Here is a 23,010-nt window from a genome sequence, read left to right on the forward strand (position 1 = left end):
GTGTTCTTTACTTTTGTCCCACGCTCTTTTTCCGGTTAAACGGTGTTCTCTTACCAATTCCTCGGTCACAAGTCACAATATTCATCAAACATGGGAAGCTGTTTTTTTTAAATTGTTTCTTGTGACTCGGAGCTGAACGGCAGGCTCGCGACCTCTTTTATACTTGGTCCTATTTGTTCGAAATTCAGAAATAAAAGAAGATTTTTTTGTTTTTTTATCTGTAATGTACATATAAACGGTCGGAATATGTTGTTATTATTAGCTTTACGTCAAAAAAATGTCTTGATTTATTGAAGCGCTTTCTATAGAATGAAAAACGAATAAAAACTAAAAAAGGCACCCGGCAATTTAGTAGCAGCTAAATCGCCGGGGCTTGAAAAGTCAGCGGGAACTGACCAATCAAGTTGCCATAGTCAATGCTTGTGCATCGACGTGTATATTGTACCTAATTTCATACAGAATTACTAGTTATTTTTTCTGATTTTTAAGGGAATAATATACGCAGAGTGGCACGCTTATTTAGCTATGTCAAGGATATTGGACGGTTGTCTGATATCCTTTTTTCTTTGCGCAATTATCCTCCCATCATTGAAGCAAGAAGTGTTTGTAGCAATGGAAAAAGAATCAGCACTATCTAATTTTCCTTGAAAGTATTGAGTTGTTCATCCTAGGCAGAACAAAAAGGCAAGCCTTGGTTTTTATTCGCCTTAAAAAAAGATGGTTTTATAAATATATACTGTATAAAAATACAGTATATTGAAAAATGTCAATGGAAGTAGAGGTGTAGAAAATGAAGAAAAAAATGAGAATCATCTTAGCATTAAGTGTTATGTTATTATTCTTGACAGCTTGTGGGCAAGAGGATGACGAAAAAATCACGTTGAACATGGCTTGGTGGGGTTCACAAGTTCGACACGATGCAACGGTAAAAGTAATCGAGCTTTACGAAGAAAAAAATCCCCATGTGACGATCGAGTATGAATTCTATGATTATGAAGGATATTACACAAAATTAGGTACGCTAGCAGCATCAGATGATATCTGGGATATTTTTCAATTAAATAATCAATTTCCTCAATACATCAATCAGATTGAACCATTAGATGAATATGTGGAGCAAGGGATAATTGATGTTTCTAATGCGGATGAATCCTATTTGGCAACGACGATTTACGACGGGCAATTAGTTGGACTGTCCAACGGGGTGAACTCGTTTGCGATTGCTTACAATAAAAATATATTTGAACAATTAGGTATCCCTGAACCTGCTTCCAATTGGACATGGGAAGAATTTGAACAAATCAGCTATCAAATCACTGAAGAATTAGGGATCTATGCTATTTCAAGGTTCGAAGATTTTATAGCTGGCTGTATTATTCAAATACCGCAAGTTGAGAAAGGATTGAATTTTTATAATCAGGAGGATTTATCTAACAGCTTGGGATTCGAAAATCCGGATTATTTAACAGATTTTTTCCAGCTGCGTAAAAATCTGGTAGACAAAGGTGCCCATCCAGAACCGGGTGGTGGAGCTGCAAGTACGACAGATCTGTCTTTTCAGGCAGTTAGAGATAGCGAAGCAGCGATGGTTTTTCTATCAAGTAACCAGTTGACAGAAATTTTGTCAGGCGCTCCTGAAGACATGGAAATTCGATTGATTAATCCCCCTCGCAGAAAAGCAGATGGAGAATCTGGTATTCCTTTACGTTCTTCGCAAATGCTGAGTATGGCAAAAAATTCAGCACACAAAGAAGAAGCGGCTAAATTTATTGATTTCTTCCAAAACAGTGAAGAAGCCAATGAGATTTTAAAAGGAGAACGCGGTGTACCAATCATGTCCAATATTCGAGAACAACTCGCTCAGACAGATGATACAACTTTACAAGCGACATTCGACTATTTAGAAATGATCTCCGATATGGACAACGGTGAAGTAAATGTTTTTGATAGCGCTTTAAATCCAGAGATCCAAGATCAATACAATCTTTTGGTAGAAAAAGTCATCTATGAAGAAATGACGGCAGAAGAAGCAGCAGAGAGTCTTTATGAGTTTGCTTCAAACATTCTGGAATAGTAACAGGAGGAAAGCATGAAAAAAGAAAAACTAAAACGATTCATGAATCAAGATAACGTGGTCGGTTACGTATTTGCTTCTCCATTTATTCTAGGATTTCTATTGATAACGGTAATACCGATGATCTTGTCTCTTTATTATTCGTTCACCGATTATCGTCTGGGGAATCCAGTCTCATGGATTGGCTTGGATAATTATATAAAAATGCTAAGTGATGCTCGTTTTTTGAACTCCATTCGAGTCACTTTTCTCTATGTATTTGCCTCTGTGCCTGTGAAACTGATCTTTGGTCTATTGATTGCTTATCTTTTAACGAGAAATATCAAAGGGACGACTTTCTTTCGTTCTTTGTATTATGTACCTAGTTTGATTGGCGGCAGTATTTCTATTGCTCTAGTGTGGCGAGAATTATTTTCTAAAAATGGGTTAGTGAATATTTTTCTAGAACGACTAGGCGCACCAGCACTTTCCTGGTTTGGCGATCAAAAATTGGTCATGATCCCTCTTGTTTTGATGTCTGCTTGGCAATTCGGTTCGGCAATGATCATCTTTGCTGCAGGTATCAAAGAGATTCCAGCCTCGTATTATGAAGCGGCAGAGATCGATGGAGCGAATAAATGGCAGTCGTTTTACAAAATCACGCTACCTCTTCTTTCACCAATCATTTTGTATAACTTGGTCATGCAGACGATTGCAGCGTTTATGACTTTCACGCAAGCGTTCATCATTACCCAAGGTGGTCCGAATGATGCCACGAACTTTTATGCTCTTTATGTGTATAACCAAGCATTCTCTTTTAATTCTATGGGGTATGCTAGTGCTATTTCGTGGATCATGCTGTTGATCATGGGGGCTGTCACCTTTCTGATTTTCAAATCATCAAAAAAATGGGTCGTTGTGTGAACGAGGGAGGAAAAAATGAATAAAACAGTAATGAAATGGTTCCAGTACGGGTTTATTTTGCTATTAGGTCTAGTCATGATTTATCCAGTCTTGTGGATGATCGCAGGTTCTTTTAAAACGGATCAAGAGATTCTGAGTGGTTCACTGAATTTGATTCCAGAAACTTTTCGATGGGAAAATTACGCAGAAGGATGGGCAGGTTTTGCTGGAATCTCATTTTTCACGTTCTTTAAGAATTCGTTTGTCATCTCTGCGGTATCAACGATCGGGACAGTGCTGAGCTCGACTTGTATTGCTTACGCATTATCGAGGATCGATTTCAAAGGAAAAAGGTTCTGGTTCGTCGTCATGTTAGTAACGATGATGATTCCTGCACAAGTGATTTTGATCCCGCAGTTTATTATTTACAATCGGCTGAATTTGGTTGGTACGTATGTGCCGCTGATTTTACCGCACTTTTTTGGACAAGCATTTTTTATTTACCAGATCATGCAATTCATGGTTGGTATCCCCAAAGAGTTAGATGAATCTGCGATTATTGACGGATGCAGCAAATATAGTGTCTTTACCAAAATTATTTTTCCTTTGCTGAAACCTTCGATCATCACCACGATCATTATCCAGTTTTATTGGAAATGGGATGACTTTATGGGACCGCTGATCTATTTGAACAAGCCGAGATCTTATACCGTATCGATTGCCATCAAATTATTTGCAGATGCTGGATCTAGCACGACTTACGCTAGTATGTTTGCGATGTCTACGCTGTCTCTGCTGCCGGTTTTTCTGATTTTCTTATTCTTCAATAAATATCTCGTCCAAGGAATCAGTACAAGCGGCTTGAAAGGCTGAATATGAAAAAGCCAATAGAGGAGATGTTTCTTTACAAGATCAACTACTATTTCTGTCGGATTTTTTTAACCAGTCTTATCAGTCATGGTCTTTTCGCTTTTTTTCTAGGATGTTTTTTCACTTTAGGATTAACGCTTTCTGCTCATGTTATCTATCTGATTTATTTTTTGATGATGTATCCTGCTTATTATCTATCTGCCCATTATTTGGCGGAAAAGAAGGTAGGTTGGCGGAAAGAAAAAATCAAAAGGTCATGTTTCATTGTTGCGTTGTTTCAGCTGTTCGTTCTTATTTTTGCAGCTGATTGGTATTTGTTCATAGAAAAGGCTGATGCTTGGTATCTGATTCCTTTTCTATTGTGTCTGTTGCTTTTTGTATCCCATGGTTTTTTTAGTACGCTAATTGATGTCTGCAAAGAAGAGAAAGCAGATAGTCTTATTTATTTGATCAAAAGGAATATCTGGCTGTTGTCAAAAAACGTCAAAGGGTTTCTGTGGTATTTCTGTCTTTTGTATGGGCTGTTTTGGTGTATACAGTATGATTTTTTACTTGCTGCATTGCTGTATCCTGGACTGCCGTTTGTCACGGCATGCTGGTTAAAAGAAAAGGAGAATGAGTTTAAATGAAGAAAAAATATGTACAAGTCGGTCTTGGCGGAAGAGCTCGCTTTTTTTATGAGGCAATTGCCTCTACGTATCATCAAACTTGTGAACTGGTCGGTTTTTGTGATGTGTCTCAAACAAGAATGGATTATGCAAATCGAGTACTTGTGATCAAGTATGGACAGAAGAAAGTAAAGACATGTATGCCATCGCAATTTGAACAGCTACTGGATGATGTACAGCCAGATGAAGTCATTATTACGTCAGTAGATCGAACGCATCATGATTATATCATCCGTGCAATGAGAAAAGGGTATGATGTTATTTGCGAAAAACCTCTGACTATTGATGAGGAAAAAGCGCAAGAAATAATAACTGTCCAAAAACAAACGGGAAGGAATCTGCGAGTCACTTTCAATTATCGTTATGCGCCATATCACACGAAGATAAAGGAACTGCTGGAAAAAGACATAATCGGCGATGTTTTCTCTATCCACTTTGAATGGTTGCTGAATACGCAGCACGGGGCAGATTATTTCAGAAGATGGCATCGAAATAAACACAATAGTGGCGGACTTCTCGTGCACAAATCTACCCATCATTTTGATCTGGTGAACTTTTGGTTGAGTAGCCAGCCAAAAAAGGTATTCGCATTTGGTGGATTGAATTTTTATGGAATGCATAATGCGGAAAAACGCGGAGTAGAAACATTTTACAGTCGATGCTATGGAAGCGAACTAGCCAAAAATGATCCATTTGCTATAGATCTATCAGCCAATGAGGAATTACGAGAAATGTATTTGGAAGCAGAAGAAGACAGTGGATACATTCGTGATCGCAGTGTATTTTCCGATGATATCTCTATTGAAGATACGTTAGGAGTGACGGTCAAATACGAGACTGGTACGATATTGACGTATTCGCTAAATGCGTATATGCCGTGGGAAGGATTCAATGTTTCTTTTAATGGCAGCAAAGGACGGATCGAAATGAAAGTGATCGAAAAGTCCTATATCAACGCTGGTGGAGATAAAACAGACGAGGGAGCAGCCGTTCTTCAGTCCATCCAGGTCTATCCGATGTTCGGTGAACCCTATGAGGTAATCGTTGAACAAGAAGCAGGCGGACATGGCGGAGGAGATCCACGTTTGTTGGATGATCTATTTGGCGAAGCAAAGGAAGAAGATCCGTGGAATCGAGCAGCAACTCACGTAGATGGTATCCTGTCGATCTTGACAGGAATTGCAGCAAATCACTCTATTGCTTCAGGAAAAGCAGTGGCGATTGACGAACTTGTCAGCTTCAAGGAATAAGAAGGAATTTACGAAAATTATTTCCTGTACGTTATAAATCTGTGCGCTATTGCCGTAGGTTGTCTTTGGAACACTATTTATTCGAAAGAAGGGTTGTGACACGTTTTTTTCACAATCCTTTTTGTGTGGAATAGAATTTTTGGATAAGTGAAAATAAAAATAACTATTTAAACCCGAACAAAAAGGAGTAATGCATTAAAAATCATTAGATTTTACAAAAAAATAAGTAAACCACGTTGTCAGTTTCAGAAAGTAGTGTTAGACTATTTTCAATATTTGAAACAACATTCTTTATTCAAATATGTCAAACTGCCTTCACGTGCAAAACAGTTGCAAGAAAATGATTTTACACTATTATTAGTTTTACATACCTACTTATATATCGTCATAATATGGATGACAGTTTCTAGCCAGTACCGTAAATGCTGGACTATAAGTAAAAGATTGGCTATTTCACCCTTCTTTTCTTATGATAAAGTGGAGGGTGTTTTTCTTTAACAGAAACATAGTAGGTTTTTGCACAAAAGCGGTTTTTTGGTATTAATAAATGATAAAGGAGCAAATAAAGTGAAAGAATTAGTTGAACGTATTCAAAAAGACGGACGTATATTAGGCGAGGGCGTACTAAAAGTCGACAGTTTCGTCACTCACCAAGTAGACCCTGTATTGATGGAACAAATGGGACAACGGTTTGCAGAAGTATTTAAAGAACAAGGGATCACGAAAGTTGTGACCATTGAAGCTTCTGGGATCGCACCAGCTTTATTTGCTGCAAAAGAATTAGGTGTTCCAATGATCTTCGCCAGAAAAGCAAAAAGCTTGACGATGGATGAAGAATTATTGACGGCTTCTGTTTATTCTTTTACGAAACAAGTGACAAGTACGATTTCTATTTCTCGTAAATTCTTATCTTCAGAAGATAAAGTATTGATTATTGACGATTTCTTGGCAAACGGACAAGCGGCAAAAGGATTGATTGAATTATGCCAGCAAGCTGGAGCTCAAGTAGAAGGAATCGGGATCGTCATTGAAAAGTCTTTCCAAGATGGACGTCAGTTGCTTGAAGAAATGGGATTGAGAGTCGTTTCTCTTGCACGTATCGCTTCCTTGACGAATGGACAAGTTGAGTTTCTTGAGGAGGACGCATAAACGTGGAAAAAGAAACACAAAATGGAAAAGCCGCGGTTTTAGGGCTGCAGCATCTATTAGCGATGTATGCAGGAGCAGTAGCGGTGCCTCTTTTGATCGGTACAGGACTAGGCTTTAATCAAGAACAGATGACTTACTTGATTTCAATTGATATCTTTATGTGTGGATTAGCAACATTATTGCAATTGACCGTTAACCGATTTTTCGGAATTGGCTTGCCTGTTGTTTTAGGATGTGCGATCCAAGCAGTAGCGCCGCTGATCTTGATCGGAACTAATGAAGGAGTAGGAGCTATTTACGGATCTATTATCGCTTCAGGTATCTTTGTTGTGTTAGTTTCAGGTATCTTTTCTAAAATCAAGAAATTATTCCCGCCTTTAGTAACAGGAACGGTTATCACCGTTATTGGTTTGACATTGATTCCAGTAGCAATTGAAAAAATGGGTGGCGGTAATGCAACAGCGGCTGATTTTGGTGACAAAACAAATCTACTACTTGCATTTGTGACGATTCTCCTCATTGTAGGTGTGCAAATGTTGGCAAAAGGGTTCATTCGTTCCATCGCGGTATTGATTGGTTTAGTCGGTGGAAGCATCTTAGCTGCTTTCATGGGAATGATCGATCTGAGTGCGATTGGAGATGCACCGTTGTTCCATGTCCCACAACCCTTTTATTTTGGTAAGCCAACTTTTGATGTATGGTCGATTTTACTGATGATCATCATTTCTATGGTCAGCATGGTAGAATCAACGGGTGTATATTTTGCGCTTGGTGACATTACTGGAAAGAATGTTGGAGAAGAAGAATTGAAAAAAGGATATCGTGCAGAAGGACTTGCCGTTATCTTAGGCGGTATTTTCAATACATTCCCTTACACAGGCTTTTCTCAAAATGTCGGATTGGTTCAACTTTCGGGTATCAAAACGAGAAAACCTATCTACTTCTCTGCGTTCTTCTTGATTGTTTTAGGATTATTCCCTAAAATCGGTGCGTTAGCACAAATCATTCCTGAGCCGGTACTTGGTGGAGGAATGTTAGTCATGTTCGGGATGGTGGCAGTCCAAGGAATCCGTATGCTGTTGGAAGTTGATTTCAGCAATGATAAAAATCTATTGATTGTTGCTGTTTCTGTTGGATTTGGGCTAGGTTTCAATATTACGCCGACATTATTCAGTCAAATGCCTCAAACATTGCAAATGTTCACTGGCAATGGCATCGTAATGAGTAGTATTACGGCGATCATATTGAATCTGATCTTTAATGGTTTAAAAAAAGATGAAGAAATAGTAGAAGAAGCCTTCAAAAAATAATGAAGTAAAAGAAAAGTTGTGAAACCAGCGTTTTGAGTGAATAGCGAGGATCAGCTGATTGAATACCATTTATATTAAAAAAGGATGTGACATCACTTTTGTCACATTCTTTTTTTATGCCTTCGACAAACACGAACAATAAAATGGTTTTCTTCATCAATATTCGAAATTTCTTTGACATCAAAAAATACGATTGTTAAAATATGGGTGTAGAAAAACTGGGAGGAAAAACAATGACAGCAAAAATCTCTGTGATTATGGGGAGTACTTCAGATTGGGAAACAATGAAAGAAGCATGTCAAATATTGGAAGAATTCGGTGTGTCTTATGAAAAAAAAGTCGTTTCTGCTCATCGCACACCAGATTTGATGTTTGAATATGCACAAAGCGCTCGAGAAAAAGGAATCAAAATCATTATTGCAGGAGCAGGTGGAGCCGCCCATCTACCGGGGATGGTTGCGGCAAAAACAACTTTGCCGGTTATCGGCGTACCGGTCCAATCACGAACATTAAATGGTTTAGATTCGCTTCTGTCGATTGTTCAAATGCCTGGAGGCGTGCCTGTGGCTACTACGGCAATCGGAAAAGCTGGAGCAATTAATGCTGGACTACTTGCGATACAGATGCTTTCCATGTATGATTTAGAATTGGAGGCTAAATTGGCTGAAAGACGTTCAATGTTGGCTAAAACTGTTATAGAAAGTAGTGATCAACTTGGTTAAACCTTTGTTGCCTGGTTCAACGATCGGGATCGTCGGCGGCGGTCAATTAGGTCGTATGATGGCGATTAGTGCAAAAGAAATGGGCTTTAAAGTAGGTGTGCTGGATCCTGTAAGTGATTGTCCAGCCGCACAAGTTGCAGATTGGCACATTGAAAGTGTCTATGATGACACCTTTGCGCTGAAAGAGCTTGCTAGAAGAACAGATGTCATTACCTATGAATTTGAAAATGTCAGTGTAGAGGCGCTAAATGCGATCTTACCCATGTCATTTATTCCTCAAGGGACAGACTTGCTTGCGATTACGCAAGACCGCCTATTGGAAAAATCTTTTTTGGAAACGAACAACATCGTGATTGCTCCTTATGCAACGATCGTCAGTCCGACAGATATCCAAGATGCGATTGACGGGATCGGTTATCCTTGCGTTTTGAAAACCACTCGAGGCGGTTATGATGGCAAAGGGCAGTATGTTTTGAAAAGTCGGGCAGACTTGGCCCCTGCAATGGATCTTTTAAGAGAAGGAACCTGTGTTTTAGAAGCTTGGATCCCATTTGAAAAAGAGATTTCGATCATGGTGGCAGGAAATGGACAAGGAGATTTCACAACTTTTCCGGTCGTGGAAAACATCCATCGAAACAACATTCTGCACGAAACGATTGCTCCAGCCGCGATTGCTCAGGATGTGATCGAGGAGGCTGAGCGTATTGCCCGTGTGATTGCAGAAGCAGTAAGCCTTTCAGGTGCTCTAGGGGTAGAAATGTTTTTAACAAAAACAGGCGGGTTATATGTGAATGAATTAGCCCCTCGTCCTCACAATTCTGGGCATTATTCTATCGAAGCTTGTTCTATGAGTCAGTTCGATGCCCATATTCGAGGGATTTGCGGCTGGCCATTAGGAGAAAAAGTGCGTCTGACAAGCAATGCAGTGATGGTCAATGTTTTGGGAGAACAACTGTTGGAAAGCTATCGCTTGATTGAGAATAAGCCAGACTGGCAATTCCATTTCTATGGAAAAAAACAAGCGAAAAAAGGTCGCAAGATGGGACATATCACTATCTTGACAGAAGACATCCAGCAAACGCTGGAAGAAATCAAACAAACGAATATTTGGGATTAGAGGAGAAAAAACATGTTAGAACGTTATACACGCCCTGAAATGGGGAATATCTGGACGGAAGAGAACAAATACCGTGCGTGGCTCGAAGTCGAGATTTTAGCAGATGAAGCTTGGGCAGAACTTGGTGAAATCCCGCAAGAAGATGTGAAAAAAATCCGCGAGCATGCATCATTTGATATCGATCGGATCTTGGAAATCGAAAAATCAACACGCCATGATGTCGTTGCTTTTACACGAGCAGTTTCTGAAACATTGGGAGAAGAAAGAAAATGGGTCCATTATGGTCTAACAAGTACGGATGTCGTAGATACTGCTTATGGCTATCTCATCAAGCAAGCAAATGATATTTTACGGGAAGACTTGAAACGTTTTACGGAAATCATTGGCGAAAAAGCAAAAGAACACAAATATACAGTGATGATGGGTCGAACACACGGTGTCCATGCTGAACCAACTACTTTTGGATTGAAACTTGCCACATGGTATTCAGAAATGAAACGGAACATCGAACGATTCGAACATGCGGCAAAAGGAGTAGAAGCAGGAAAAATCTCAGGAGCAGTGGGGACGTTCGCAAATATCCCGCCATTTATTGAAGAGTATGTATGTAAACAATTGGGGATCCGTCCGCAAGAAATCTCTACTCAAGTTCTCCCTCGGGATCTCCATGCTGAATATTTCTCAGCGATGGCGCTTATTGCTACAAGTATTGAACGCTTTGCAACAGAGATACGCGGATTGCAAAAGTCTGAAACACGTGAAGTAGAAGAGTTTTTTGCGAAAGGTCAAAAAGGTTCTTCTGCTATGCCGCACAAAAGGAATCCGATCGGTTCAGAAAATATGGCTGGTCTAGCCAGAGTGGTGCGCGGACACATGGTCACTGCCTATGAAAATGTCACATTATGGCATGAAAGAGATATCTCTCATTCTTCAGCCGAACGAATCATCTTGCCTGATACCACGATTTTATTGAATTACATGTTAAATCGTTTTGGCAATATCGTTAAAAATCTAACGGTCTTTCCTGAAAACATGAAGCGGAATATGTCTGCAACATTTGGTTTGATTTATAGCCAGCGCGTTATGCTGAAATTGATCGATAAGGGAATGACAAGAGAAGAAGCTTATGATCTTGTTCAGCCAAAAACTGCGTATGCTTGGGACAACCAAGTTCAGTTCCGCCCACTGTTAGAAGAAGATCCGACCATCACATCGGTATTATCTAAAGAAGAAATAGATGATGCCTTTGATTATCATCATCATTTGAAAAACGTTGACGTGATATTCAAACGAGTAGGTTTGGAATAAAGAAGAGTGAGTTGCAAAGTTCAATTAAAATAGAATAGCAAAAATAACCAAAAAAGAAGCAGATCCGTTAGCGGTTCTGCTTCTTTTAGTTTATTATGTTTTCTTATCAATGATAGGAACCTGATTTTAAAAGCGACTACCTCTTTACCGTGCCTCTTTACATACAAAAAAATAGAGGAATTAAGCGTAAATGGCTTGGCTATTATAACTAAAATGCTGGTTATGGAGATATTGCAGCAAATTTTCGAGAAAAGTATATTCCATCTCTTGTCCATTAAATAAGATTTGGATACGATAGTGATTTTTGAAACGTTTCTGCTCGTGGATCTGACTGATTAAAAGTTCGCCTTTGTGTTCTGTCCGATAGCTAAAAGTCCTTTTACGGCATTCAGCGCAACGCTTAGCTGCTCGGCGGATTTTCCGAAAGGTATAAAAACTAGTATCTTTATTGCATAAATAAACGTCTTTGATCGACAACAAATCATTATATAGACAGGAACGTTCTTCAGCCGTTAATTCTGATAAAAAAAGCTGACCTTGTTTTATTGTATCTTCCATCGGCAAGTGCCTCCTCGATCCAGTTATCCAAATTTTTAGTTAATTTTAATATACCATCATTATATATAAATGTAAACGCTTGTTGATGAGGGGATTTTTGTACTTATAACAAAACACGAACATTAAAAGAATCTAATGCCTTTAATGTACATATTTATATTGATTTCTAAAAAGATGATTGTTAAAATTCAAAGTGAAAACACGAACAAAAATCGATGTATTTGCTTTCAATGTAAATAAAAAAGGAGAGTCAGACATGGAGAAAAAAGAACTTCTGTACGAAGGAAAAGCCAAAAAATTATATCTTACCTCTGATGAAAACTTGATTTGGGTAGAATACTTAGATCAGGCGACTGCGTTGAATGGCGCGAGGAAAGATCAGATAAGTGGGAAAGGAGAATTGAATAATCAAATCACAAGTACGATTTTCCGCTATCTGACCCATCGAGGAATAAAAAACCATTTTATTGAACAATTATCTAAAACCGAACAATTAGCAAAAAAAGTACAAATCATCCCTCTGGAAGTGGTTATCCGAAATATTGCAGCAGGAAGTTTCTCAAAACGTCTAGGTGTTCCTGAAGGCAAAAAATTAATCGAGCCAATCGTTGAATTCTACTATAAGGATGATCAGTTGGATGATCCTTTTGTCAATGAAGACCATATCTATTACTTGCAACTGGCAAAACCGGAAGAAATCAGTGAGCTGAAAACCCAAGCATTAGCTATCAATAAAATTTTGATCGAATTATTTGCTAAGGTTGGTCTGGTTTTAGTGGATTTCAAGCTTGAGTTTGGTCGGTCGAATGGAAAAATGTTGCTTGCGGACGAAGTAACACCGGATACTTGCCGATTATGGGATGAACGTACGAATGAACATATGGACAAAGACGTTTACCGCAGAGGCTTAGGTGATCTGATTCCAGTCTATCAAGAAGTATATAACCGTCTATCGGAACTAACTGAAGAAAAGGAGCGAGTATGATGTATTTCGTAAAAGTTTATGTAACCTATAAAGATTCAGTGTTAGATCCTCAAGGAGAGGCAGTAAAAAAAGCAGTCCATCGTATGGGATATGAAACAATCGAAGATATCCGTATCGGAAAATACTTTGAGATACAACTTGCTGATACAGAAGAACCAATCGATACAGTGATTGAAACGATTTGTGACAAGTTGCTTGCAAATGTAAATATGGAAACATACCGATATGAAATCAAAAAAATGGAGGAAGTATAACATGAAATTTGCGGTCATCGTTTTTCCAGGTTCAAATTGTGACGCAGATATGTTATGGGCAGTTCGCGAGATCATGGGCGCTGATGCCGAATTTGTACGGCATGATGAGTCCTCTTTAGAAGGATTTGATGGGGTTTTACTGCCGGGAGGATTCTCCTATGGTGACTATTTGAGATGCGGTGCGATTGCTCGGTTTTCTACAATCATGGAAGAAGTGATTCGTTTTGCTGAAGAAGGGAAACCCGTATTCGGTACATGTAATGGATTCCAGATATTGACAGAAGCTGGACTGTTGCCAGGTGTACTGAGACGAAATGAGTCTTTGCATTTTATTTGTAAAACTGTACCATTGAAAGTCAACCCTAAGACAGCCTTTACTTCAGAATATGAAGCAGATGAAATAATCTCTCTTCCAGTTGCTCACGGGGAAGGAAATTATTTCTGTGACGAAGAAACACTTGAAGAGCTGAAGGAAAATAATCAGATCGTCTTTACTTATAATGACAACATCAACGGCAGCGTGGAAAACATTGCAGGGATTACGAATAAAGCGGGGAATGTGTTAGGAATGATGCCTCATCCAGAACGTGCAGTAGAAGACTTGCTAGGATCAGAAGATGGGAAACGGTTCTTTGCTTCCATTTTAAAAAACTTCGGAAAGGTGACCGTATAGATGAAAACATTGAATGAACCGACAGCTGAAGAGATCAAGAAAAAAAGAATCTATGCCGAATGGGGATTGACTGATGAAGAATATCGAATGATCGAAGAAGATGTCTTAGGAAGAATGCCTAATTATACGGAAACTGGACTGTTTTCTGTTATGTGGAGCGAACATTGTTCCTATAAAAATTCTAAACCGGTTCTACGCAAATTTCCTACTAGTGGACCTCATGTCTTGCAAGGCCCTGGAGAAGGCGCAGGTATCGTCGACATCGGTGATGGACTAGCAGTTGTCTTCAAAGCAGAAAGTCACAACCATCCCTCAGCCGTGGAGCCTTATGAAGGAGCTGCGACAGGAGTTGGCGGAATCATCAGAGATATTTTCAGCATGGGGGCTCGTCCAATTGCGCTGCTAGATTCATTGAGATTCGGCGAATTAGATAATCCAAGAACAAAATATTTACTAGAAGAAGTAGTTGCAGGTATCGGCGGATACGGCAATTGTATCGGTATACCGACTGTAGGTGGCGAAATTGCATTTGATCCTTGTTATGAAGGAAATCCATTAGTCAATGCAATGTGTGTAGGTTTGATTGAACACAAAGATATCCAGAAAGGGCAAGCCGCTGGTGTCGGCAATTCGATCATGTATGTAGGAGCAAAAACAGGTCGCGACGGCATCCACGGCGCAACTTTTGCCTCAGAAGAATTTAGCCAAGAAGAAGAACAGCAACGTTCTGCTGTACAAGTAGGCGATCCTTTTATGGAAAAGCTGCTGCTTGAAGCGTGTTTGGAATTAATCTTGCATCATTCGGATTCTCTAGTAGGTATACAGGATATGGGAGCAGCAGGACTTGTTTCATCTAGTGCGGAAATGGCTTCAAAAGCTGGTTCAGGACTTATATTGACATTAGACGAAGTCCCACAAAGAGAAACTGGAATGACGCCTTATGAAATGATGCTATCCGAATCACAAGAACGGATGTTGATTTGTGTCAAATCAGGAGAGGAGGAAAAAATCCAAGAACTATTTCAGAAGTATGATCTAGATGCAGTCACTATCGGTAAAGTAACAGACGACGGGCAATATCGTCTATATCATCAAAGGAAAGAAGTAGCGAATCTGCCAGTCGATGCGCTGGCTGAAGATGCGCCAGTCTATCATAAAGAGATGAAAGAACCAGCTCGAATCGCAGATTTTCAGCGGTTGGCTCCTTATCAGCCGGTTATTGAAGAACCTGGACAAGTATTGCTTGATCTGCTGCAACAACCGACGATTGCTTCGAAACGTTCAATCTACGAAACTTATGATTCACAAGTACAAACCAATACAGTTGTCTGTCCAGGAAGCGATGCGGCTGTGATAAGAGTCAGAGGGACGAACAAAGCATTAGCGATGACCACAGACTGCAACGCTCGTTATCTCTATTTGGATCCAAAAGTCGGAGGACAAATAGCAGTGGCAGAAGCAGCTAGAAATATCATTGCTAGCGGTGGCAGACCCTTGGCGATCACCGACTGCCTGAACTATGGTTCTCCTGATAAACCAGAAGTTTTTTGGGAATTATCGACTTCAGCTGACGGCATTGCTGCTGCGTGTGAAACGTTAGGAACTCCTGTTATTTCAGGAAATGTCTCTTTATATAATGAAACGGACGGTCAAGCAATCTATCCAACACCGATGATCGGTATGGTCGGATTGATCGAGGATCATGAACATATCACTACTCAGGAATTCAAAAAATCAGGGGATCTAATCTATATATTAGGCAAGACGTTTGCAGATTTTGATGGCAGTGAATTACAAAAGATGCAGCTTGGAAGAATCGAAGGGGTGATTCGAAACTTTGATCTAGCCGTTGAAAAGAAAAACCAGGAGTTAGTATTGACAGCCATCCAAAACGGATTGATCGAAAGTGCCCATGACTGTTCAGAAGGTGGCTTGGCAATTGCACTGGCAGAATCAGCTTTCAAATATCAGTTAGGTTTATCTGTGCAGTTTGGCTTGCCCTCTGCTCAATTGTTTGCAGAAACTCAATCAAGATTTGTATTGACAGTTGCACCGGAAAACCAGACACGATTCGAAGAAATGATGGGAGATGCTGCTGTTTTAGCAGGTAAGGTGACGGATGAAGCGATAATCGAAATTTCAGCAACTGACGGTCAAATCAAAATAGAAACAGCAGTAGCAAGAAAGTGCTGGGAGGATGCAATCGTATGTCTTATGAAGTGAAGAGTTTAAATGAAGAATGCGGGATCTTCGGTGTTTGGGGTCATCCAGACGCCGCTAGTGTGGCATACTTCGGGCTCCATAGTCTTCAGCATCGAGGACAAGAAGGTGCGGGTATCGTGTCCAATGATCGAGGAAAACTCATGGGTCATCGAGATCTGGGTCTACTTTCTGAGGTATTCAAAGATCAAAGAAAATTGCAGCAGTTAACAGGAGAAGCTGCAATCGGACATGTACGTTATGCAACAGCAGGCAATGGAAGTGTGGACAATATTCAGCCTTTTCTATTCAAATTTCATGATCAGTCGATCGGCTTAGCGCATAATGGTAACTTGATCAATGCTCGCTCCCTTAGAAAAGAGTTAGAGGAAAATGGGGCGATCTTCCATTCCAACTCCGATACGGAGATATTGATGCATTTGATCCGACGAAGTGAAGAAACAGATTTTTTAAATAAATTGAAAAGTGCTTTAAATGAAGTCAAAGGTGGCTTTGCCTATTTATTAATGACAGAAACGGCAATGATTGCCGCTTTGGACCCGAATGGTTTTCGTCCATTAGCAATCGGACAAATGAAAAACGGAGCATACGTGATTGCCTCGGAAACTTGTGCATTAGAAGTTATTGGGGCACGTTTTATAAGAGATGTCCAGCCTGGTGAGATAGTGATCATCAATGACGAAGGAATCCAGATTGATTGCTTTACGAAGGACACGCAGCTTTCTATTTGTTCGATGGAATATATCTATTTTGCCAGACCGGATTCAAATATCGCAGGGATCAATGTGCATACTGCACGGAAAAACATGGGACGGAATTTAGCGAAAGAATCGCCAGTAAAAGCAGATATGGTCGTTGGTGTACCTAATTCTTCTTTGTCAGCCGCAAGCGGTTATGCAGAAGCTAGCGGTATCCCTTACGAAATTGGATTAGTAAAAAATCAATACATTGCCCGAACATTTATCCAGCCGACGCCAGAACTAAGAGAGCAAGGCGTCCGAATGAAATTATCTGCTGTACGCGGGGTAGTGGAAGGGAAAAAGGTGATCATGGTTGATGATTCGATCGTTCGGGGCACGACAAGCAGACGGATCGTCCATCTTTTGAAAGAAGCAGGAGCAAAAGAAGTACATGTGAGGATTGCTTCTCCTCCTTTGAAATATCCGTGTTTTTATGGGATTGATATTCAAACGCGTAAAGAACTCATTGCGGCCAATCACACGATTGATGAAATCAAAGAATGTATCGGTGCAGATTCTTTAGGTTTTTTAAGTGAAGAGGGTCTGATCGAATCGATTGGTCTGGAAAAAGATGCTCCGTATTCAGGATTGTGTATGGCTTATTTCAACGGAGATTATCCGACGCCGTTATATGACTATGAAGAAAAATATCAGGAATCACTAAAAGAAAAAGTATCGTTCTTTTAAAAGCAGATCAAGAAGGGAGCATATGAAGCCAATGGCAAATGCATACGCAAAAGCTGGCGTAGATGTCGAAGCTGGATATGAAGTAGTAGAACGGATCAAGAAGCATGTCAGAAAAACGGAACGATTAGGCGTGATGGGCGCTATAGGAGGATTCGGCGGCTGTTTCGATTTATCGGTCTTTCAATTAAAAGAGCCAGTCCTTGTTTCGGGGACCGATGGTGTAGGGACGAAATTAGCAGTAGCAATCGAAGCAGACAAACACGACACGATCGGAATCGACTGCGTAGCGATGTGTGTCAATGATATCTTAGCACAAGGGGCAGAGCCGTTGTATTTTTTAGATTACTTAGCAACGGGGAAAAATGATCCGACACGTTTAGAAAATGTAGTAAAAGGTGTAGCAGATGGGTGTGTTCAAGGAAATATGGCACTGATCGGCGGCGAGACAGCTGAAATGCCCGGTATGTACTCAGGAAATGATTATGATCTAGCCGGATTTGCTGTAGGGATAGCTGAAAAATCTCAATTATTGACAGGAGAAACAATCAACCCAGGAGACGTGTTGCTTGGAATAGCATCTAGCGGAATCCATTCAAATGGGTACTCTCTTGTTCGCAAAATTTTCTTTGAGCAGCAGCAGTTTTCTTTATCATCAAACCTGCCAGAATTGAAAAAAACACTTGGCGAAGTATTACTTGAACCAACGAAAATCTATGTTTCTGCCTTGCTTCCGCTGATCAAAGAAAAGAAAATCAAAGGAGCTGCACATATCACCGGTGGAGGGTTTGTAGAAAATATCCCGCGAATGTTGCCAGAATCTATGGCTGCTGAAATCAAACTTGGCACGTGGCCGATCCTTCCGATCTTCGGCTGTGTACAAAAATATGGTGAGATTCCTATGATGGAGATGTACGAAATATTCAATATGGGCATCGGTATGGTCTTAGCAGTCGAGGAAGCAAAAGTAAAAGAAATCGTGCACGAGATTGAGCAAGCTGGCGAAAAAGTTTATGAAATCGGGAAAGTGATCGCCAAAGAAAAACATCGTGTGGTGTTTACAGGAGAAGAACGATGAGGATCGCTGTTTTTGCTTCTGGAAACGGAAGCAACTTTCAAGCGCTAGCCGATTATCTATCGAAAAAAGGAATGGAAGCTTCGATTGACTGGTTGTTTTGTGATCAGCCTGCAGCATATGTTTTGAAACGTGCAGTCGCATTGGATGTACCGGCAGATTGTTTTTCGCCTAAAGAATTTGACTCCAAAAAAGAGTATGAAGAAGCGATTTTGTATAAATTGAAAGAAAAAAAGATCGATTTGATCGTATTAGCTGGATACATGCGAATCATTGGACCAGTATTGCTGGAAAATTATGATAAAAGAATCATCAATATCCATCCATCTCTTTTACCTGCATTCCCTGGTTTGCATGGCATTCGTGATGCATTTGAAGCTGGAGTAAAAGAAACGGGTGTCACAATCCATTATATCGACCAAGGTGTAGATACTGGACCAATCATCCGGCAGGAAAAAGTGAGGATCGAACAGGAGGACACGTTCGATTCTTTAGAAGAAAAAATCCATAGAGTAGAGCATCGGATCTATCCAGAAGTGATTAGTGAAATTATTGAAAATGGAGGCTATCTGAAATGACAAGAGCATTGATCAGTGTATCAGATAAAACTGGGATTGTAGCATTTGCCCAAGGTTTGGTTGAACAAGGAGTAGAAATCATTTCAACAGGAGGAACAAAGCATGCGTTGGATCAAGCTGGGATCAAAACGCTTTCGATCGAAGAAGTGACAGGGTTTCCTGAAATGATGGATGGCCGTGTCAAAACACTGCATCCTAAAATCCATGGTGGTCTTTTAGGAAGACGCGATCTCCCTAGCCATATGGAGGCAATGGAAACGGAAAATATCCAACCAATCGACTTTGTTTGTGTCAATTTATATCCTTTCAAAGAAACGATTATGAAACCAGATGTCGAAATAGCAGAAGCTATTGAAAACATTGATATCGGTGGTCCTAGTATGCTCCGTAGTGCAGCAAAAAACCATGAATTTGTCACCGCTGTTGTTGATCCATCTGACTATGAAGAAGTACTTTCAGAATTACGTCAGTATGGGCATACTTCACTTTCTTTCAGACAAAAACTAGCGGCAAAAGTCTTTCGTCATACTGCTGCATATGATGCACTGATCGCTCAATACTTGACGGATTGGGTGGAAGAAAAAGAACCGGAAAAATTGACACTTACGTATGAACGAAAACAAACGCTTCGTTACGGTGAAAATAGCCATCAAGCCGCTGCCTTTTATCAGTCCGCTCTTTTGGAAAAATATTCGATTGCAGCAGCAAAACAACTCCATGGGAAAGAACTTTCTTATAATAATATCCGAGATGCAGATGCTGCGTTACGGATCATGAAGGAATATGACGAACCAACGGTAGTCGCCTTGAAACACATGAATCCTTGTGGTATTGGGACAGCATCTACGATTTTAGAAGCGTGGGAAGCAGCATATGAAGCAGATCCTGTTTCAATCTTTGGTGGGATCATCGTTTTGAATCGAGAAGTAGATCTGCCAACAGCAGAACAGATGCATAAGCTGTTTCTAGAAATCATCATTGCCCCTTCTTATACACAAGAAGCTTTGGAATTACTGCAAAAAAAGAAAAACATCCGATTACTGACAGTAGACTTTGTGCAAGAAGAAAATCAAAATCGAGAAGAAACGGTCTCAGTCTTAGGTGGACTTCTTGTACAAGATCAAGATCTGGCAATGGAAAACGAAGAAGAATGGAAAGTCGTGACAAAACGTAAGCCGACTCCAGCAGAAGCAAAAGCATTAGCGTTTGCTTGGAAAGCTGTCAAACATGTGAAATCTAATGCGATCGTGCTGGCAAACGAACGTCAGACAGTAGGAATCGGAGCCGGGCAGATGAATCGAGTCGGTTCAGTAAAAATTGCGATTGAACAAGCGCAAGAGAAAATGGAAGGTGCAGTTTTAGCTAGCGATGCTTATTTCCCAATGGATGATTCAGTTGAATATGCAGCCAAACATGGTATAAAAGCAATCATTCAGCCAGGTGGAAGTATCAAAGACCAAGATTCTATTGATATGGCGAATAAATACGATCTAGCAATGGTCTTTACTGATGTTCGGCATTTTAGACATTAGAGAGGAGTCGGATAAATGAACATTTTGGTGATCGGTGCAGGTGGTCGTGAACATGCAATAAGTAAAAAACTTTTAGACAGTCCGAAGGTGGATACTGTGTATTGTGCGCCAGGAAATCCTGGAATGACAAAGGATGGCATCAATTGTGTCGCTATCAGTGAACAAGATCATTCAGCATTAATTCATTTTGTTAAGAATGAGGCGATTGATTGGAGTATCGTTGGTCCTGAAGTTCCTTTATTAAATGGGATCGTCGATGATTTTATGGCGGAAGGATTGAAAATCTTCGGTCCGACAAAAGCAGCAGCTCTGATCGAAGGTTCGAAAAGTTTTGCTAAACAATTGATGGAGACGTATCAGATCCCGACAGCTAAATCCAGAAGTTTTGAATGTTACGAAAAAGCAGCAGCGTATATCAAAGAAAACGGTGCGCCAATCGTAGTGAAAGCGGATGGCTTAGCAGCTGGAAAAGGTGTAGTCGTGGCTACAACAGTGAAAGAAGCGCTGGATGCGGCAGAACAAATGTTGAACCAGCATCGATTTGGGAACAGCAGCAAAAAAATCGTCGTAGAAGAGTTTTTGGCAGGAGAAGAATTCTCCCTTTTGGCGTTTGTCCGTGATACCAAGGTGTATCCGATGGTCATTTCGCAAGATCATAAGCGGGCATTCGATAACGATAAAGGGCCAAATACAGGCGGGATGGGTGCTTATTCACCAGTACCGCAAATTCCAAAAAAGATGATTGAAAAAGCTGTGGAAGAAGTTTTAAAACCAGCGGCTTTGGGAATGAAAGAACTAGGACGCTCTTTCACGGGTGTTTTATATGCGGGTTTGATTGCTACGAAGGAAGGACCAAAAGTGATCGAATTCAATGCGCGTTTCGGTGATCCTGAAACGCAAGTCGTTCTTTCTCGGTTGAAGAGTGACTTTGCACAAGTAATCGATGATTTATTAGAGAATCGTGCAGTAGAGTTAAAGTGGCAGCAAGAAGGATACAATGTAGGCGTTGTGGTGGCAGCTGCCGGTTACCCCGAAGAATATGAGACAGGAATGGTTCTACCAGATTTTCTGGAAGAAGAGCTTTCTGTTTACTATGCTGGAGTTTCCTCAAATAACGGCAAACTAGTTGGAACAGGAGGACGCCTTTATCTAGTAGAAGCATACGGTGAGACGATCAAAGAAGCACAGGAAAAAATCTACACCGCGTTAATGGATAAAACGACAGATGGAACATTTTATCGTACAGATATTGGAGAAAAAGCTGCCAATAGCGAACTGGTCGTGAAGTAAATCAGCTGCTTCCATTTATAAAAAATACAACAAATATAGTCGGAAGCGCCGATTTTAGTGAAGCCTTTTCATAAAGAGTGTGGTACACTTTTGTTGTGTATATAAATAAGGAGGAGTTCAGATGAAAAAAATTCAATTAGGTACTTCTGATCAGAAAGCAGCTGCAGTGATCTTAGGCTGTATGCGTATCAACAATGCGGAAGATCCAGTAAAAGTGATTGAGACAGCTTATGAAAACGGCATTGATTTTTTTGACCATGCAGATATTTATGGGAACGGTGAATGTGAAGAAATCTTTGCAGATGCTCTAGCAAAAACATCAATCAAACGAGAAGATCTTTTTATTCAAACAAAATGTGGAATCGTTCCAGGTGTGATGTTTGATTTTTCTAAAAAACATATCATTGAATCTGTGGAAAAAAGTTTGACCCGTCTGAAAATGGATTATGTGGATGCTTTACTTCTTCATCGTCCAGATACATTGGTGGAACCAGAAGAGGTAGCTGAAGCGTTTGATGAATTGGAACGATCAGGTAAAGTCCGTTATTTTGGTGTCAGCAATCAAAAACCAATGCAAATCGAATTGCTGAAAAAATATGTTCGTCAACCATTAGTAGCTAATCAGCTGCAATTTGGCTTGAAACATACTGGAATGATCGATCAAGGAATTCATGTCAATATGACAGATGAAGCAAGTATCGACCATGATGGTAGTGTACTTGATTATTCCCGTCTGCATGATATGACGATCCAAGCGTGGTCGCCATACCAGTATGGATTTTTTGAAGGTGTATTTATCGGGAACGAAAAATTCCCTGAATTAAACCAAACATTAGAAGAACTCGCAGCTAAATATCAAACGACACCAACTGGCTTGGCTTCTGCTTGGATTTTGCGCCATCCAGCCAATATGCAAGTAATCGCCGGTACGATGAACGTAGGGCGAATCAAGGAAATCGCTCAAGCATCAGAAATTAATATGTCTCGGGAAGATTGGTACGAATTGTACCGTGCTGCTGGAAACATTTTACCTTAAAAGTTGTCATAAGCAACGGTGCGATCAATTAAAAA

At 40.2% G+C, this 23,010-nt stretch carries 21 protein-coding genes and 1 riboswitch; of the genes, 20 read left to right on the plus strand and 1 reads right to left on the minus strand.

Going from position 1 to position 23,010, the window contains the following annotated elements; all coding sequences use genetic code 11:
• The first annotated feature begins 790 nt into the window (after positions 1-790).
• The 10 genes from HMPREF2961_RS10960 to purB all read left to right on the plus strand — a co-directional run bounded on the left by HMPREF2961_RS10960 (position 791) and on the right by purB (position 11,350).
• Positions 791-2,074 (plus strand): ABC transporter substrate-binding protein, encoded by a 1,284-nt coding sequence (locus HMPREF2961_RS10960; protein WP_002315166.1) that lies wholly within the window; start codon positions 791-793, stop codon positions 2,072-2,074.
• Between the two features lie 15 nt (positions 2,075-2,089).
• Positions 2,090-2,977, plus strand: coding sequence for a carbohydrate ABC transporter permease (locus HMPREF2961_RS10965; RefSeq protein ID WP_002313850.1), 888 nt, complete (start codon positions 2,090-2,092; stop codon positions 2,975-2,977).
• Between the two features lie 15 nt (positions 2,978-2,992).
• Positions 2,993-3,829: a carbohydrate ABC transporter permease gene (locus HMPREF2961_RS10970; RefSeq protein WP_002292245.1), complete on the plus strand. Its 837-nt coding sequence runs from the start codon at positions 2,993-2,995 to the stop codon at positions 3,827-3,829.
• 2 nt (positions 3,830-3,831) lie between these two features.
• Entirely contained in the window at positions 3,832-4,455 is a 624-nt protein-coding gene (locus HMPREF2961_RS10975) for a hypothetical protein (protein WP_002315164.1), read from the plus strand.
• Entirely contained in the window at positions 4,452-5,744 is a 1,293-nt protein-coding gene (locus HMPREF2961_RS10980; protein WP_002315163.1) for a Gfo/Idh/MocA family protein, read from the plus strand. Before HMPREF2961_RS10975 ends, HMPREF2961_RS10980 begins: the two co-directional genes overlap by 4 nt.
• 355 nt (positions 5,745-6,099) lie before the next feature.
• Positions 6,100-6,197, plus strand: a riboswitch (purine riboswitch).
• A gap of 114 nt (positions 6,198-6,311) precedes the next feature.
• A complete protein-coding gene (locus tag HMPREF2961_RS10985; RefSeq protein ID WP_002292242.1) occupies positions 6,312-6,893 on the plus strand; it encodes a xanthine phosphoribosyltransferase in 582 nt (193 codons plus the stop codon).
• Between the two features lie 2 nt (positions 6,894-6,895).
• A complete protein-coding gene (locus HMPREF2961_RS10990) occupies positions 6,896-8,203 on the plus strand; it encodes a nucleobase:cation symporter-2 family protein (RefSeq protein WP_002292241.1) in 1,308 nt (435 codons plus the stop codon).
• Between the two features lie 233 nt (positions 8,204-8,436).
• A complete protein-coding gene (gene purE, locus HMPREF2961_RS10995) occupies positions 8,437-8,925 on the plus strand; it encodes a 5-(carboxyamino)imidazole ribonucleotide mutase (protein WP_002315162.1) in 489 nt (162 codons plus the stop codon).
• Positions 8,918-10,042, plus strand: coding sequence for a 5-(carboxyamino)imidazole ribonucleotide synthase (purK, locus tag HMPREF2961_RS11000; RefSeq protein WP_002315161.1), 1,125 nt, complete (start codon positions 8,918-8,920; stop codon positions 10,040-10,042). Before purE ends, purK begins: the two co-directional genes overlap by 8 nt.
• Before the next feature lie 12 nt (positions 10,043-10,054).
• Positions 10,055-11,350, plus strand: coding sequence for an adenylosuccinate lyase (gene purB, locus HMPREF2961_RS11005; protein ID WP_002306865.1), 1,296 nt, complete (start codon positions 10,055-10,057; stop codon positions 11,348-11,350).
• A 180-nt stretch (positions 11,351-11,530) separates the two neighbouring features.
• Here the strand turns inward: purB and HMPREF2961_RS11010 are convergent, their stop codons facing one another.
• Complete coding sequence (locus HMPREF2961_RS11010) at positions 11,531-11,908, minus strand: hypothetical protein (protein WP_002315160.1); 378 nt, start codon at positions 11,906-11,908, stop codon at positions 11,531-11,533.
• Positions 11,909-12,164: 256 nt separating this feature from the next.
• Between HMPREF2961_RS11010 and purC the strand changes: the two genes are divergently transcribed.
• The 10 genes from purC to HMPREF2961_RS11060 all read left to right on the plus strand — a co-directional run bounded on the left by purC (position 12,165) and on the right by HMPREF2961_RS11060 (position 22,975).
• Complete coding sequence (gene purC / locus HMPREF2961_RS11015) at positions 12,165-12,893, plus strand: phosphoribosylaminoimidazolesuccinocarboxamide synthase (RefSeq protein WP_002315159.1); 729 nt, start codon at positions 12,165-12,167, stop codon at positions 12,891-12,893.
• Positions 12,893-13,147 (plus strand): phosphoribosylformylglycinamidine synthase subunit PurS, encoded by a 255-nt coding sequence (gene purS, locus HMPREF2961_RS11020; RefSeq protein ID WP_002309490.1) that lies wholly within the window; start codon positions 12,893-12,895, stop codon positions 13,145-13,147. The genes purC and purS overlap by 1 nt, the downstream gene beginning before the upstream one ends.
• 1 nt (position 13,148) lies before the next feature.
• Positions 13,149-13,820: a phosphoribosylformylglycinamidine synthase subunit PurQ gene (gene purQ / locus HMPREF2961_RS11025; protein WP_002292228.1), complete on the plus strand. Its 672-nt coding sequence runs from the start codon at positions 13,149-13,151 to the stop codon at positions 13,818-13,820.
• Positions 13,821-16,043, plus strand: coding sequence for a phosphoribosylformylglycinamidine synthase subunit PurL (purL, locus tag HMPREF2961_RS11030; RefSeq protein ID WP_002315158.1), 2,223 nt, complete (start codon positions 13,821-13,823; stop codon positions 16,041-16,043).
• A complete protein-coding gene (gene purF / locus HMPREF2961_RS11035; protein ID WP_002309482.1) occupies positions 16,028-17,467 on the plus strand; it encodes an amidophosphoribosyltransferase in 1,440 nt (479 codons plus the stop codon). Before purL ends, purF begins: the two co-directional genes overlap by 16 nt.
• Before the next feature lie 22 nt (positions 17,468-17,489).
• The gene (gene purM / locus HMPREF2961_RS11040) at positions 17,490-18,542 is read left to right on the plus strand and encodes a phosphoribosylformylglycinamidine cyclo-ligase (protein WP_174128717.1); all 1,053 of its coding nucleotides are present in this window, start codon (positions 17,490-17,492) and stop codon (positions 18,540-18,542) included.
• Positions 18,539-19,117: a phosphoribosylglycinamide formyltransferase gene (gene purN, locus HMPREF2961_RS11045; RefSeq protein ID WP_002315157.1), complete on the plus strand. Its 579-nt coding sequence runs from the start codon at positions 18,539-18,541 to the stop codon at positions 19,115-19,117. The genes purM and purN overlap by 4 nt, the downstream gene beginning before the upstream one ends.
• Positions 19,114-20,649 (plus strand): bifunctional phosphoribosylaminoimidazolecarboxamide formyltransferase/IMP cyclohydrolase, encoded by a 1,536-nt coding sequence (purH, locus tag HMPREF2961_RS11050; protein ID WP_002315156.1) that lies wholly within the window; start codon positions 19,114-19,116, stop codon positions 20,647-20,649. The genes purN and purH overlap by 4 nt, the downstream gene beginning before the upstream one ends.
• Before the next feature lie 15 nt (positions 20,650-20,664).
• Complete coding sequence (gene purD, locus HMPREF2961_RS11055; RefSeq protein WP_002292221.1) at positions 20,665-21,939, plus strand: phosphoribosylamine--glycine ligase; 1,275 nt, start codon at positions 20,665-20,667, stop codon at positions 21,937-21,939.
• 121 nt (positions 21,940-22,060) lie between these two features.
• Positions 22,061-22,975 (plus strand): aldo/keto reductase, encoded by a 915-nt coding sequence (locus HMPREF2961_RS11060; protein ID WP_002288005.1) that lies wholly within the window; start codon positions 22,061-22,063, stop codon positions 22,973-22,975.
• The last annotated feature ends 35 nt before the right edge of the window (positions 22,976-23,010 follow it).

This window comes from Enterococcus sp. HMSC076E04 (assembly GCF_001814285.1).
GTDB lineage: Bacteria > Bacillota > Bacilli > Lactobacillales > Enterococcaceae > Enterococcus_B > Enterococcus_B lactis.